This window comes from Desulfobulbus sp. (genome assembly GCF_030824455.1).
Taxonomy (GTDB): domain Bacteria; phylum Desulfobacterota; class Desulfobulbia; order Desulfobulbales; family Desulfobulbaceae; genus Desulfobulbus.
Window position 1 is genome coordinate 1 of sequence record NZ_JAVBXR010000016.1, and the last position, 13,809, is coordinate 13,809.

The 13,809-nt window shown below is 57.3% G+C and carries 14 protein-coding genes; 9 read left to right on the forward strand and 5 right to left on the reverse strand.

The annotated features are described in order from the left end of the window. The 3 genes from yidC to mnmE all read left to right on the forward strand — a co-directional run. The coding region (gene yidC / locus RCH93_RS02795; RefSeq protein WP_306546789.1) for a membrane protein insertase YidC at positions 1-1,550 on the forward strand (1,550 nt) is incomplete at its 5' end. Positions 1,551-1,575: 25 nt separating this feature from the next. Further along, the gene (locus tag RCH93_RS02800) at positions 1,576-2,550 is read left to right on the forward strand and encodes a Jag N-terminal domain-containing protein (RefSeq protein ID WP_306546790.1); all 975 of its coding nucleotides are present in this window, start codon (positions 1,576-1,578) and stop codon (positions 2,548-2,550) included. Further along, complete coding sequence (gene mnmE / locus RCH93_RS02805) at positions 2,528-3,919, forward strand: tRNA uridine-5-carboxymethylaminomethyl(34) synthesis GTPase MnmE (protein ID WP_306546791.1); 1,392 nt, start codon at positions 2,528-2,530, stop codon at positions 3,917-3,919. The genes RCH93_RS02800 and mnmE overlap by 23 nt, the downstream gene beginning before the upstream one ends. 128 nt (positions 3,920-4,047) lie before the next feature. On the opposite strand, the gene RCH93_RS02810 is transcribed toward mnmE, so the two are convergent. The 3 genes from RCH93_RS02810 to cmoA all read right to left on the reverse strand — a co-directional run bounded on the left by RCH93_RS02810 (position 4,048) and on the right by cmoA (position 6,369). Beyond that, a complete protein-coding gene (locus RCH93_RS02810) occupies positions 4,048-4,596 on the reverse strand; it encodes a hypothetical protein (RefSeq protein ID WP_306546792.1) in 549 nt (182 codons plus the stop codon). 89 nt (positions 4,597-4,685) lie between these two features. Then, positions 4,686-5,639, reverse strand: coding sequence for a tRNA 5-methoxyuridine(34)/uridine 5-oxyacetic acid(34) synthase CmoB (cmoB, locus tag RCH93_RS02815; protein WP_306546793.1), 954 nt, complete (start codon positions 5,637-5,639; stop codon positions 4,686-4,688). Between the two features lie 4 nt (positions 5,640-5,643). Next, entirely contained in the window at positions 5,644-6,369 is a 726-nt protein-coding gene (gene cmoA, locus RCH93_RS02820; protein ID WP_306546794.1) for a carboxy-S-adenosyl-L-methionine synthase CmoA, read from the reverse strand. A 303-nt stretch (positions 6,370-6,672) separates the two neighbouring features. Between cmoA and RCH93_RS02825 the strand changes: the two genes are divergently transcribed. After that, positions 6,673-7,047, forward strand: a complete 375-nt coding sequence (locus RCH93_RS02825) for a hypothetical protein (RefSeq protein ID WP_306546795.1) — start codon at positions 6,673-6,675, stop codon at positions 7,045-7,047. Positions 7,048-7,079: 32 nt separating this feature from the next. Here RCH93_RS02825 and galE read toward each other — a convergent pair whose 3' ends face one another. Then, on the reverse strand, positions 7,080-8,093 hold the full coding sequence (gene galE / locus RCH93_RS02830) for a UDP-glucose 4-epimerase GalE (protein ID WP_306546796.1): 1,014 nt from the start codon (positions 8,091-8,093) through the stop codon (positions 7,080-7,082). A 205-nt stretch (positions 8,094-8,298) separates the two neighbouring features. Between galE and RCH93_RS02835 the strand changes: the two genes are divergently transcribed. From RCH93_RS02835 to RCH93_RS02850, 4 genes are all read left to right on the forward strand, one after another. Continuing rightward, complete coding sequence (locus RCH93_RS02835; RefSeq protein ID WP_306546797.1) at positions 8,299-8,484, forward strand: 4-oxalocrotonate tautomerase family protein; 186 nt, start codon at positions 8,299-8,301, stop codon at positions 8,482-8,484. 5 nt (positions 8,485-8,489) lie between these two features. Further along, positions 8,490-10,505 (forward strand): NAD-dependent DNA ligase LigA, encoded by a 2,016-nt coding sequence (gene ligA, locus RCH93_RS02840; RefSeq protein WP_306546798.1) that lies wholly within the window; start codon positions 8,490-8,492, stop codon positions 10,503-10,505. Between the two features lie 14 nt (positions 10,506-10,519). Further along, positions 10,520-10,789, forward strand: coding sequence for an acylphosphatase (locus tag RCH93_RS02845; protein ID WP_306546799.1), 270 nt, complete (start codon positions 10,520-10,522; stop codon positions 10,787-10,789). Positions 10,790-10,867: 78 nt separating this feature from the next. After that, positions 10,868-11,119, forward strand: a complete 252-nt coding sequence (locus RCH93_RS02850; RefSeq protein ID WP_306546800.1) for a hypothetical protein — start codon at positions 10,868-10,870, stop codon at positions 11,117-11,119. A gap of 107 nt (positions 11,120-11,226) precedes the next feature. On the opposite strand, the gene RCH93_RS02855 is transcribed toward RCH93_RS02850, so the two are convergent. Next, complete coding sequence (locus RCH93_RS02855) at positions 11,227-11,547, reverse strand: TusE/DsrC/DsvC family sulfur relay protein (protein WP_306546801.1); 321 nt, start codon at positions 11,545-11,547, stop codon at positions 11,227-11,229. Positions 11,548-11,795: 248 nt separating this feature from the next. On the opposite strand from RCH93_RS02855, the gene RCH93_RS02860 reads away from it, so the two are divergent. After that, positions 11,796-13,685, forward strand: a complete 1,890-nt coding sequence (locus RCH93_RS02860; protein ID WP_306546802.1) for a SurA N-terminal domain-containing protein — start codon at positions 11,796-11,798, stop codon at positions 13,683-13,685. Positions 13,686-13,809 lie beyond the last annotated feature (124 nt).

The window sequence follows — 13,809 nt, forward strand, 5'->3', positions numbered from 1 at the left end:
CACCTCAGGCTCAACAGCAAAGCGTCGACCCCGCCGGCAAAGCGGCAACGGGTCCCGCTCCTGTTGCTGCCATCGCCCAGGCCGACGCTCGGCCCGCGGTTGCAGCGGACCCCGCCGCCAGGGACATTACGGTGGATACGCCTCTGTACACTGCAGTCATTAACGAGCAGGGCGGCGGCCTGAAAAGCTTTGTCCTGAAAAACTATCGCAACACCATGGACAAGGACTCCGGGCCAATGCAACTCATCCTGGGCAAGAGCGCCAGCGAGTTGCCCGCGCTCTTTTCGCTGGACAACGCAGCTGGGACCGCCTTGCCGACCTTTAAGGCCGACAAAAGCGCTTTGACCCTCGCCGGCCAGGGGGAATCGGGCGTTCTGACCATGACCTCGCAGCTTGCCGACGGACTCCGCATCGTCCGCACCCTGACCTTCCGGGGCGACAGCTACTTGATCGGCATGGACTACAAGGTGCACAACCCCACTGACAAGGCCGTGCAAGTTTCTCCCGCCCTGGCCTTGGCCAATGAGCCCTTTGGTCACGCCAGCGAGACCAGCAAATATCTGTTTGCCGGCCCGGCCGCCTACGTCAACGGCAAGCTGGTGGAGACCAAACCCAAAAAATTGACCGAGGGGCCGGTGGTTCTTCAGGGGCAGGTGAGCTGGACCGGGTATGTCGACAACTACTTCATGGCGGCTGCGGCGCCTGCCCCAGGCAATGGACACTCCGTGACCGTGCAGGGATCGGAGCAGCATGTCCGCACCGTGATTTCGGAGGGCATCCAGACGATTCCCGCCAACGACGCCAAAACTTTTGCCTATAAGCTGTATTTTGGTCCTAAAAAACTCCAGGTGCTCCAATCGGTTGGCAGCGATCTGGCCAAGGCGGTGGATTTTGGTTGGTTCGACGTTTTGGCCAAGCCCATGCTTTGGCTGCTCAATTTTATCCATCAGTTCAGCGGCAACTACGGCGTTGCCATTATCCTGCTGACCGTGCTGATCAAGCTGGTTTTCTGGCCTGTCACCCAAAAAGGGATGAAGTCCATGAAAAACATGCAGAAACTGCAGCCCAAAATTGCCAAGCTGCGGGAGCGGTTCAAAGACGATCCCGCCAAGATGAATCAGGAGATGATGGGCCTGTACAAAACGTACAAAGTGAATCCGGTGGGCGGCTGTCTGCCGATGCTGATTCAGATTCCCTTCTTTTTTGCCCTGTATCGCGTTCTGATGGCGGCTATTGAACTGCGGCACGCGCCCTTCATGCTATGGATCAACGACCTCTCCGCCCCGGACCGGTTGTGGATTGGTTTCGATATCCCCTATCTGCATGGTATCCCGATATTAACGCTGCTCATGGGCGCGTCGATGTTTTTTCAGCAGAAGATGACCCCGACCACCGCTGATCCGACCCAGGCGCGGATCATGCAATTCCTGCCGATTGTGTTCACCTTCATGTTCATCAATTTTGCGTCCGGGCTGGTGCTGTACTGGTTTGTCAACAACCTGCTCTCCATCTTGCAGCAGTATCTCATTAATCGGCAAAACAAAGCCTGAATCTCTGACCTCGGGAAGGTTGACCATGGCAAAGGGTAAAGATTTTTACGGCAAGGACATATCGGAAGTCATAGAACAGGCGTGCCGAGATCTCGGCGCGTCGCGGGAAGATCTGGATATTGAAGTTCTGGAAACCGGGTCGGCCGGCATCTTTGGCCTGTGTAAAAAGAAGGCGCATATTCGCGTTCAGCACAAGGTTGTGGCTCCGGCTGAACAGGAACAACTGGCGTCTCTTCCCATCCCGGCCCCAGCGGCTGAAATGGCTCCAACCCAGGCGGCAACCGCTGCAGACGCTGTTGCGGCCCCTGAAGCGCCAGTAACGGCTAAGGCGGAACGGGAGGCGGCGACGGAAGTTGCGGCTGCCCTTCCTGAGCCGTCTGCAGAGGTTTGCGCAAGGCGTGACTGCGGCAAGAGCACGCCGTGCGAAGAGGAAGTCGGCCAAGAGGCGGAACCGTTTGAGGAGGATGTCGCGCTTGAACCGCCTTCACCGGAAAGTCTGGCCGCCATTCAGGCGGATTTGCACCGGCTGTTGACCCTGATGGGGCTGCCCTCCGAGGTGCAGGTGGGCTTTGAAGAAAACACGGTGCAGTGCAATATTTCAGGCCCGCATGAGGCGCATATTGTCGGCCCAGAAGGCCGGACCTTGGACAGCCTGCAATACCTGCTGCGCAAGATGGTGGCCCGCCATCTCCCTGATCGGATCATGCTGGCGCTTAACGCCGGGGATTTCCGTGAGCGAAGGGCGGAGGAATTGAAGGCGCGCGCTGTTGAGTTGGCGGAGCTGGTCAAGGCCGACGGCAAAACCCAGGCCATCCCGGCATTGAATCCCTCCGAACGGCGGGTGGTGCATATGGTGTTGCAGGAGGACAAAGGGGTGCGCAGTCGATCCGTGGGCGAGGGATTGTTCAAGAAAGTGCTCATTTATAAACCCGGCAAAGGACGCCGCCCGGTGTCAAGAAAGCGGCGGGGAGGGCAAGGTGGCCGTCCATCCGGCGAATGACACGATTGCAGCCATAGCCACCGCGCCCGGCGCGGGAGGCATCGGCATTGTCCGGATTTCAGGGCCGGACGCCCTGCCGCTGTTGCGCAAGTTGTTTGTCCCCGTGAAACCGCGCGCCCAGTTTGTCAGCCACAAGCTCTATTACGGCGCGGTTGTCAATCGCGACGGCCAAGCCCTGGACGAAATCTTGGCCGTGCATATGCGCGCTCCTCACACCTATACCCGCGAAGATGTGGTTGAACTCCATTGCCACGGGTCCTTCCTTGTTTTGCAGGAAATCCTCCGCACTGTCTGTGAACTTGGCGCCCGTCCCGCCGCCAATGGAGAATTCACCAAACGCGCCTTTCTTGCCGGCCGCATTGATTTGACCCGTGCCGAGGCGGTGGTGGATTTGTTGCAGGCGCAGACCGAGAAAGGGGCGCGGCTGGCCGTCAATCAGTTGCGCGGCGAGTTGGCTGCAGTGTGCGAACAGATTCGCGGCGAACTCGTCGCCATTCTGGCCCTATTGGAAGTGGCCATCGATTTTCCCGACGACGATGTCGAAATCTTCAATGCGGCGCAGGTGGGCCTGCAATTGCAGGCGGCGGTTCTGGATCCGCTCGCGCGCCTGATCGCCACGGCCGAGCAGGGCAAGATTGTTCGCGAGGGGGTCAGCGTGGTCATTGCCGGCCAACCGAACGTTGGCAAGTCAAGCCTGCTCAACGCCCTGCTCCAAGAAGAGAGAGCCCTGGTAACCCCGGTTCCCGGAACGACGCGGGACACCATCGAAGAGCGGATCGCCGTGCGCGGCATTCCGCTGCATCTGGTTGACACTGCCGGAATTCGGACGCACCAGGATCCGGTCGAAGCCCTGGGCATCGAACGGGCGCGGCAGAAGCTTGCGGAAGCCGATCTGGTGCTGTTTCTGGTCGACGCCGCAGCCGGTCTGGGCGAGGCGGATCGGGAATTGTATCGAACGGTTGCCGACAAGCAACACGTGGTGGTGCTCAACAAACGGGATCTGGCGACCCCGGCGCAGCTTGCAGCCCTGTCCGGGCAATTCGCCGGCCAGAGGGTGGCGTTGGTATCGGCCCAAATGCAAGAGGGGCTTGACGCCCTTCAGGACGCCATCTATCAAGCCATTGTCGGCGACGGGGAAGAACTCTGCGAGCAAATGACCTGCGCGCCCAACACTCGGCACCGCTCAATTTTGCACAAGACCCTGACGGCCTGCCGGAATTTTGAACAGGCCATGCGCGCCGGCGCGCCGGTGGACCTGCTGGCGGTGGAAGTGCAGGCTGCTTTGGATTACCTGGGCGACATTACCGGACTGACCACGCCAGACGACGTCCTCGACGCCGTGTTCAGCCGATTTTGCATCGGCAAGTAACTTGTTGAGATCGTGGGGAAGAGAGGCGAGGCACGAAGAGCGTTGCCCCTCTCCTCGCCATTTCGCAGCAAGAGTTGCCTGAAATGGCGGGGAGAGAAACGAAGGCCTCAGATTTTCGGAGCGGACGGTCAGTTGCCGTAACTGTCGGTAAACAGCTGGTTGATAGCGGCAATGCCCTCGTCGCTGAGATAACGGGTGCCTGAGCCGACAAAGGTGTTGTAGCAAATGCGCGGCGAATCTTCCTTCCATGCGCCGTCTTTCCAGGTAAACCACTGGCTGCGGGTCTGGTCGTAGACGTGCAGCGGTCGGTTGAACAGTTTCGCCAATTCCACCGCCCAACCGGTGCCGCCCTTGACCGAATTGTCTTCCAGAATGGCGCCGATGACAAAGACCTGGTGGCCTTTGTTGACCATGTGAAAGATCGTTTGCAGGACTCTGCGGATTTTCTCGGTTTCGTAGTAGGTCCTGTTCATCATCCGGGAGGCAAGTTCCATACTGATGTCTCCCCGTTGCAGGTCTTCCTCGCTCAAGGTCACGGCGTTTTTATCCCGATTGAGCCGATGGCCGTCAAAGGTGAAAACCACCTCTTGAACCCCATATTTTTCAGCGTTCTCGCCAAAGACGGATTCCGCTCCTTTCAGGCCGCCGTGGTACAGTGTGCAGTCTTTTGCATTCATAATCAACTCATCCTGTTTGTTCGTTATGGGGTTGCCGGGCTGCTGTGATTGCAACCGGAGATGCTGTTGGGGATAACGCTTTGGAAGCGTTATTTTTTTGCCTTAAAGAATACCCGGCGGGGAGCAGGATACCCTTCTATAGTAAACGCGGGATTGTCCTTGTCAATAAAATCTTGATAAGATTCAAAGTCCATCCAGTCGGTTCGTCGCTGTTCCTCGCTGCTCATGGCGTGCTCGCAGAACAGCCGCACCTCGCGAAAGCCGGTCCGCGTCAGCCAGTTTTGCAGACAGGCCGCCGTGGGCACAAACCAGGTGCCCGGGGCCTTGGCGTAGGTCTGTTCAGGGAAAAGGGCCACAGGCTCGCTGCCGGGGATGGCCTGCGATTCGACAATCAGACATCCGCCAGGCGCCAGGGCCGCGTGTAGATCGCGTAGGGCGTCCAGTGGCGAGGGGCGATGGTAGAGGATGCCGAGGCAGAAAATGACGTCAAAGCAGCCGGGGAAGAGCTCCAGGTGCTCGATGCCCAGCGGTTCAACCTGGAGGCGCTGTTGACCGGCAAAGGCGTTGAGGATGTGGAAGGCGTAGTAATGATGCACGTAGGGCTCAAAGCCCAGGACAAAGTCCGGCTGGTGCGGGAGCATGCGAAACATGTAGTAGCCGTTGTTGCAGCCGATGTCGGCCACAACCTTGCCGGCGAGTTCCGGGAGTTCCGGCGTGATTCGGTTCCACTTGCGCTGGCTGCGCCATTCGGCGTCAATCTCAACGCCAAACACCGAAAAAGGGCCTTTGCGCCATGGCGTCAAGCCGCGCAGGACCTGATGCACTCGCTCTTGGTCGTCTGCCTGCAGCTCGTTGGATGTGCCGATGCGGACCACGTCGCCGGAAAAATCGCAGGATGAGGCCCGCAGGTGCTGCACCGATTGCAGGGGCTCGCGGTAGCGGAGAAACCCCTTTTTTTCCTGACCGAGCCAGGCAGATTTCTCAGCGAGAAGCGCGCGGAGTCGTTTCTGGTCGGCTTGAGGGAAATAGTGAAGCAGGTCCATGGCGTTATCGTTTCAGGGCCGCAAGGGCGGTGAAGTTGAACCATTTGAAGTAGGCTTCGATTTCCTCGAACCCGGCCTGGTGCAACAGGGCCATGTTTTCCTCCAATGAAAAAGGAATCAGTACGTTTTCCAGGGCCTCGCGTTTGGCGGCGATTTCCAGCTCGGAATAGCCTTGCTGTTTTTTAAAAGCGTGATAAATATCAATAAAATCACGATTGAGTCGGGGCGCGTGGGAGATTGTTTTTTCGCTAAGGAAGAAAACGCCGCCTTCGGGAAGGGTCGCGTGGATTCTGGCGACAAAGGCTTGACGGGTTAACGGCCGGAGAAACTGCAGCGTATAGTTGCAGACAATGCCGGTCGCCTCCGGCAGGGGGCAGTTGGTCACGTCGTCCTGGCGAAACTGCAGCATCGAGCTTTTGCCGAACATGGCGCTCTTTTTTCGGGCCTTGTCCAGCATGGCCGGGGCGTTGTCAATGCCGATGTAGCGAAATTGTTTGTCCGGCAACCGCCGGCACAATTCAAGCAAGGTGGTTCCGGTGGAGCAGCCCAGGTCGTAGATGGTCGCCCCCGCAGGCAGTCGGCACGCCAGCAGTTGCGCCATGCCGTCGATGACTGTCTGGTAATAGGGGATGGATCGATTGAGCATGTCGTCGAAGACTTCAGCCACCCGATCATTAAAGGTGAAATCTTCTTCGACGGCGCCCGTCGCGTACAGGGTGTCCTCGGTCATGGCCTTGCTGCTGTCGGTCTTATTGTCTGTTGATTTGATTGATGAATATAGGCTTGCCTTCTGCATAATCCATCGGTATAAACCGACAGGACAATGCTGTTTTCATACCACGACGGCTCCTGCCCTGGATAGGGAAAAATGGGCGTCAAGACCATTCAGCTGGAGAAACCGGGCAGGTTGGCCGTCAGATTGTTTGTCTGGGGCTGGCTCGAGGTTGCGGCGGACGCAAAAAGGCCGGCAGGGTTTCCTGCCGGGACTCGGCGGAAACACAGAAAATTCCTGAGCGATCAAGATGGAGAGACCATGAACCGACAGCTGTATATTCTGCTCCTGATGGCGGCGTTCTTTTGTGTGGCCAACGTTATGGCCGAGGACCGAATATCCATAGAAAAAAACGTCCACGAACTAGCGGCGGCCATAGAAACGGGTCAGGACGCGTCGGGTTTTGCGGCGGACGCGTATACGCCGTATGTGTTTGTCATGGAAGCGGGCGGCAAACTGCTCGTGCATCCCACACTGGCGGGAGAGGATCTGAAAGAGAAGGCTCTGCCCATTTATGAGGCCTTGGTCAAGGCCACGCCTGAGGGCGTCTGGGTGGAATACGCCTGGAAAGGCAAGGAAAAGCACACCTTTGCCAAGCGGATGAACAATAATCTGATCATCGCCAGCGGGTATTAGCGGCGACGCGGTCTCAGAAAAAGCGTTCCAGGTTATTTATATCCTTCTGGATTAGCCGACTGCCAACGCCAGGCGTCCTCGCACATCTCGCGAATCCCGTGTTGGGCCTGCCAGCCCAGTTCCTTCAAGGCCAAAGCCGGATCGGCGTAACACTTTGCAATGTCGCCGGATCTGCGTCCAATTATCCGATAGGGTATCGGTTGGCCGCTCGCCTGCGCAAAGGCCTTGATCATCTCCAGCACCGAATATCCCCGACCCGTGCCCAGATTGTAGACCACTACCCCCGGTTGCTTGCGCAATTTGTCTAGTGCGCGCAGATGGCCAATCGCCAAATCAACCACATGAATATAGTCGCGCACGCCGGTGCCGTCGGGGGTGGGATAATCGGCGCCGAACACCGACAGTTGCTGCAATTTGCCCACCGCCACCTGGGCGATGTACGGCATGAGATTGTTGGGAATGCCGCCCGGGTCCTCGCCGATCCGCCCGCTTTTGTGGGCTCCAACTGGATTGAAATAACGCAGCAGCACCACGTTCCAGTTTGAGTCGGCGACATGCAGATCGCGGAGGATCTCCTCGGTCATCAGCTTGGTGCGACCGTAGGGGTTGGTGCAGGAGAGGGGGAAATCCTCCTTGATGGGTGTTGAGGCGGGGTCGCCGTACACCGTGGCTGAGGAGGAAAAGACGATGTTGGTCAGGTTGTGCTCGGCCATCACCTGGCAGAGATTAAGCGTTGCGTCAAGATTGTTGCGGTAGTAGAGCAACGGTTTTTGCACCGATTCGCCCACAGCCTTGAGGCCGGCAAAATGGATGACGGCCTCCGCGTCCGGCGCCTGCTTGAACACTGTGCGCAGCGCGTCGAGGTCGAGCAGGTCCACCTCGTGGAAGGCAATGGTTTTGCCGCTCAGCGCTTCCACCCGCCGGATCGATTCCCGGCTCGAGTTGCAAAGGTTGTCGACGACGGTGACCCGGCAACCGGCGTTGAGCAGTTCCAGGCAGGTGTGGCTGCCGATATAGCCGGCGCCGCCGGTGACGATCACATGCATCCGTTTCTCCTCGCGGTGATTCTGGTCACAGGGGGGCGATGGAAAGCCCATCGACTTGCCCCGAAAATTCTGCTATCTTTTTTACCTGTGTTGGCGGTGTTTGTCTTGCAAAAAGGCAAGGCTCGTTGCAAGGCGAAATAAGGACGCTTGGCGTCGTCGCTTGCAGGCGCCGCCTGTTTGTTTAACGATTGAAGGAGGTGGCAGTATGCCCTATGTCAGTATTCGTGTTGCTGGAACGCTCACCAAGGAGCAAAAGAAAAAAATTGCCCAAGGCGTCACCGACGTGATTTCCGAGGCCGCCGGAAAACCCAAGGAGTCGATCCTGCTGTTTATCGATGAGGAAAGCCGGGACAATATCGCCAAGGGCGGCGTGTTGCTCGAGGATATGTAAAAAGCATGACAAGCAGGAAGGCTGTCGACCGTCTGGAGGCGTTGCGCGAGCAACTCAGGTTTCACGCGCATCGGTATTATACGCTTGATGATCCGATGATCTCTGACGGCGAATACGACGCGCTGTTTCGGGAGCTGCTGGAACTCGAAGCGCAATACCCTGAACTGGTTGCCGAGGACTCGCCCAGTCACCGGGTCGGCGGCCTTCCTTTGCCTGCCTTTGCATCGGTTGCCCATGCGTCGCCCATGCTCAGTCTGGACAACATTTTTAGCGAGGCCGAGTTGGCTTCTTTTGAGGATAAAGTGCGGCGCTACCTGAAAACCGATGCGCCGCTTCGATTGATCACCGAGCCTAAGCTGGATGGTTTGGCGGTTGAATTGGTCTATCGCCGGGGCGTACTTGTGGTCGGCTCCACGCGCGGCGACGGCGTGGTTGGAGAGGAAGTCACCGCGCAATTGAAGACCGTGCAGTCCATTCCCCTGCGGTTGCACGACGCGGGCGAGACGCCGCTGGAGGAGTTGGTTGTCCGGGGCGAGGTGTTTTTATCCAAAAAAGGTTTTTTGCTGCTCAATCAACAACGGCAGGAAGAGGGCGAGGCGTTGTTTGCCAATCCTCGGAACGCCGCCGCCGGTTCATTGCGGCAGTTGGACCCCAAGGTCACCGCCCGCAGGCCGCTGGATTTTTTTATCTATGGGGTGGCTGCCCCCGAGTCTTTGCCTGCCGCAAGCCAGGAGGAAACGCTGCGCCGGCTTGGCCAGATGGGTTTTCCGATCAACCCTCTGGTCACGGTGTGCGCTTCATTGTCGGAGGTGGAGGCGCAGTACCGGCGGATACTGGAAATGCGGCACGCTTTGGATTATGAGATTGACGGCGTGGTGATTAAAGTGGACGACCTGTCGTTGCAGGGACGCCTTGGCGCCACCGCCAGATCGCCCCGCTGGGCTGTTGCCTGGAAGTTTCCTGCCGTTCAGGCGACCACGGTGATCGAGGCGGTTGAGTTTCAGGTGGGACGGACCGGCGTGGTGACGCCGGTTGCGCATCTCAAACCGGTGGACGTCAACGGGGTGATGGTCAAGCGGGCGACCTTGCACAATCAAGATGAAATTGCCCGCAAAGACCTGCGTATCCACGACACCGTGCTCATTCAGCGGGCTGGCGACGTCATTCCGGAGATCGTCAAGGTGATTCCCGAAATGCGGCGCGGCCAGGAGTCCCCGATCATCTTCCCGACCACCTGTCCGGAATGCGGGCAGAAACTGGCGCAGATTCCCGGGGAGGTGGCGGTGCGCTGCGTCAACGCCTTGTGTCCGGCGCAACGCCTGCAGCAACTGATCTATTTCGCCGGCAAGAGCGGGCTGGACGTGGAAGGGTTAGGCAAAAAAAATGTCGAACAGTTGGTGCGCGAAGGGCTGGTTCGCGCCATTCCTGATTTTTTTCATCTTGACGCTGAACAACTGGCCCGTCTCGACGGTTGGGGCGAGAAATCGGCGCGCAATGTGCTGGCTGCGATTGAAAAGCGGAAAACCCTTTCTCTTGCCCAGTTTGTCGCCGCGCTCGGCATCCGTCATGTGGGCGAAGTGACCGCCGGCGTATTGGCGGAACATTTTTCCGATCTGCATCAGTTGCGTGCAGCGGGGAAAGACAAATTAGTGCAGATTGAGGGGGTCGGCGAGCAGACGGCGGACTCTTTGGTCGAGTATTTCCAGGATCCAGCGACGGCGGAAATGATTGAGCGGCTGCAACAGGCGGGGCTGGTGATCGAGGCGCAGGGGAAGAGCCAGACCCTCTTGGACGGGCGAGTTTTCCTGTTCACAGGCTCCTTGCACACCCTTTCACGGGAAGAGGCCAAGCACTTGGCCAAGACCCTGGGCGCACAAGTGGCCACGTCCATGAGCCAACGGGTGACCGATGTGGTGGCCGGTGAAAAGGCGGGCGGCAAAAGGAAGCAGGCGGAGCAGATGGGGCTGCCCATCCTGTCGGAACAGCAATTTTTGGCCTTGGTCGCACAGCGCTCGGGTTGATGGAACGAAAGCGAATGCATGCCACGGTGCATGGGCGGGTGCAACGGGTTGCCTTTCGTGAGCACACTCGAAGGGAAGCCGAACGGCTTGGACTTTCGGGCTGGGTGCGAAATCTGCCTGACGGCACGGTGGAGGTCGTGTTTGAAGGGGCACCGGAGAAGGTGGACCTGCTTTTATCTTGGCTGGCCGTTGGTTCGCCCTTTTCTCGAGTCGATCAAGTCGATTATAATGAGGAAACGCCGCAGGGGGAAAACGATCCTTTTGTGATAAAATATTCCGCTTGAGTGCGCCGGCGAGCGCCCAGATCGCTCAAGACCGTATTTTTGACGGGAATTTCAACGTAACCGCGAACTAACTATCTTATGAAAAAAGTCCACATTCCAACCAGTGAACCGGCCGGGCGCATTGTCTGTCAACAGTGCGGCAATAATAAAAATTTTGTTGAAATTGCCGAGAACGTTCTGGTAACGACCCATTATCTGCAAAACGGCGACGGATCTTTTACGCCTGAAGAGAATACAACCGAAATATTTGGCGAAGTGAAATTTATCTGCGGCAAATGCGGCGAGGACATGACCCGTTTCCACGCCCATTTTTTGGAGATGTCGTTCTGATCAGAGGCTCGGGAGCGCCGACGTCTTTGCCGGTGGTTGGCGAGGGGAAATAAAAAAGGCCGCCCAAATGGGCGGCCTTTTTTATAGCGCAAATTCGAAGGTCTGAATCAGACGCAACCGGTCGGTTTCGGCAGGCCGGCCATTTTACAGGCACCCTTGCCAGGTCCGGACGGGAACAGCTCGTAGATGCGTTTCAGCGGGAACCCGGTGGTCTTGGAAAGAATACGAACCATAGGGGCGATACCGTTCTTCTTGTAGTATTCCTGCAAAGCGTCGATGACTTTCTGGTGCTCATCGGTGATGTCGACGATGCCTTCAACGGACTTTACATAATCAACCCAATTTTCGTCCCACTCCTCGGCTCCTTTTAACAGGAAACCGTCTTCGTCCACCTCGTAGCTTTTGCCCTTGTGCTCAATACTTGCCATGTGTTCCTCCTTGGCCAAAGTGTTTATTATGGATGAGTAATGAAATCCTATTCTAAAAAATCACCAGTTAATTACTATAGGGGGGGGGCTTTGTCAAGCAAACACCCTGTTTTTTTTGAATGAGGCGTCAGGCATTTTTTGCAAAGCGTCCGATGCATTTTTCTCTGGTATCTTGCTGAGAAATTGAACATAATGCCCCTTCCGAAAATGCGGGGATACCTATAAGCTTCCTGGGGGTTGCGTTTAACATGCTGAATATTATCAGAAAAAATGCGCAGTCGATTGTCGTTCAAGCAATTGTTGTGATCATTGCCATCGTTTTTATCTTCTGGGGCGTGGGCTCCAACATGAAAGACAACCCCAACGCCCTGGCCGTCGTCAACGGCAAGGAGATTTCCTATCGCGACTTTCAACAAAATTACGAGCGGGCCATTGAAGGCTATAAACAGCAGTTTGGCGGCCAGATGCCGGAGAAATTCCTGGAGAGCATTGGGCTGAAGGAGCAGGTGCTCAATCAGCTGATCCAGTCGGAGCTGCTTCGTCAGGGCGCTGAGAAGATGGGCGTGTCGATCAGCAAAGAGGCGACCCAGCGCAAGATCCGGGAAATGGAGGTGTTCAACCAGGGAGGGCGGTTCGATCTTGCCCACTACAAGGCGGTGCTTGAACAGAACCGTTTGTCCACCACCACCTTTGAAACCGGCATCCGCAATGATTTGCTCATGAACCGCGCCGTTGAAGCCCTCGGCGCTTTTGCCGCTGTTTCCGACGAGGAGATCAACAACTGGCTTGAGTATATTGATCAGGAAATCAACATCGCCTATGCGGCAATCAAAAGCGAGACCTACGAATCCCAGGTCAAAGTGGCGGAAGGGGATCTGCAGGCTTGGTTTGACGCCGCCAAGCAGAACTATAAAACCCCGCCGCAGAGCAAACTGCGCTATCTGGTTTTCCCCTTTGCCGACGACTTGAAACAGGTTGTGGTGAACGAGGATGCGGTGCAGAGCTATTACCAAGAGCACGCCGACGCCTATGTCTCCCCCGAGCAGCGCCGCGCCCGGCATATCTTGTTCAAGGTTGCGGAGGACGAAGCTGCGGAGAGCCGGGCGGCTAAAAAAGCGGCGGCGGAAAAAGTCTTGGCGCAGGTTAAAGCCGGTGGTGATTTCGCTGCGCTGGCCAGGCAGTTCTCGGAGGACGCTTCAAAGGACAAAGGCGGCGACCTTGGTTTTTTTGGACGGGGACAGATGGTCGCTTCCTTTGAGAACAGTGTGTTTGCCCTGAAGGCAGGAGAGGTCAGCGGGGTGATTGAAACACCTTTTGGCTATCATATTGTCAAGCTCGAAGAGATCCGGCCGGCTGCCACCCGATCCTTTGCCGAGGCCAGCGCCTCCATCCGCAAAGAGCTTGAGGAGCAAGGCGTCAAGGCGATCACCTTCAAAAAGGCCTCTACCGCCTACGAGGATATTATCCGGGCCGGCAGCTTGGCGAAATTCAGTGAAAAAAGCCCGATTCCGGTTGGCCAGACCGATTTTTTTGCGCAGAACAACCCGCCCGCCCAGCTGCCGAAAGGCTCCATGGTCAGCGATCCGGCATTCTTGCAGGCCGCCTTTGGCTTGCGCAAGGGCGAGTTGAGCTCTCTGGTCGAGACGGCAACCGGCTATGCCATCATTTTTGTTGACGACGCCAAAGAGTCTGTTGCGCCGGAACTTGCCGCCGTGCGCCAGCGGGCTGAGGCGGATTTTAAAAAGGAGAAGAGCGTGGAGCTGGCCCGCGCCGCCGCCGAAAGCATGTTGCAACAGGCCAAGGAGGCGCAACGCTTGCCGTCCGCATTGGAACCCAAGGAGTCGGGCTATCTGAAGCGGAGCGGGCCTGCCAACGGGATTCCGGAAGAGATGCGCCGTGAAGCGTTTGCACTTGCCGGGCAAGGGGCGTTCCCTGGGAAACCGTTCACCGTGGGCAAGGTGTTTTACCTCTACCAGATCATTGACTCCCGTCGCGGCGCGACTGAAATGGATGCAAACAAGCGGCGCAACCTGGAACAACAGTTGCTGGCGGTCCGCAAGAACAGCTTGATGGCCGAATGGGTCGGGCAAATGAGAAAGGAGGCCAGCATTTGGACGAACGCCAAAATGTTACAGTAGTCGCTGTGGAATAATCTGCATCACCCCGGCTCCTGAGTCGCCTCGCAAGAGGAGACGCCCTGTTGTTCCCGCTTGCTCTGTCGGCGGAACGGAGACAGGGAAGGAGACCGATCGATCCGTCGCT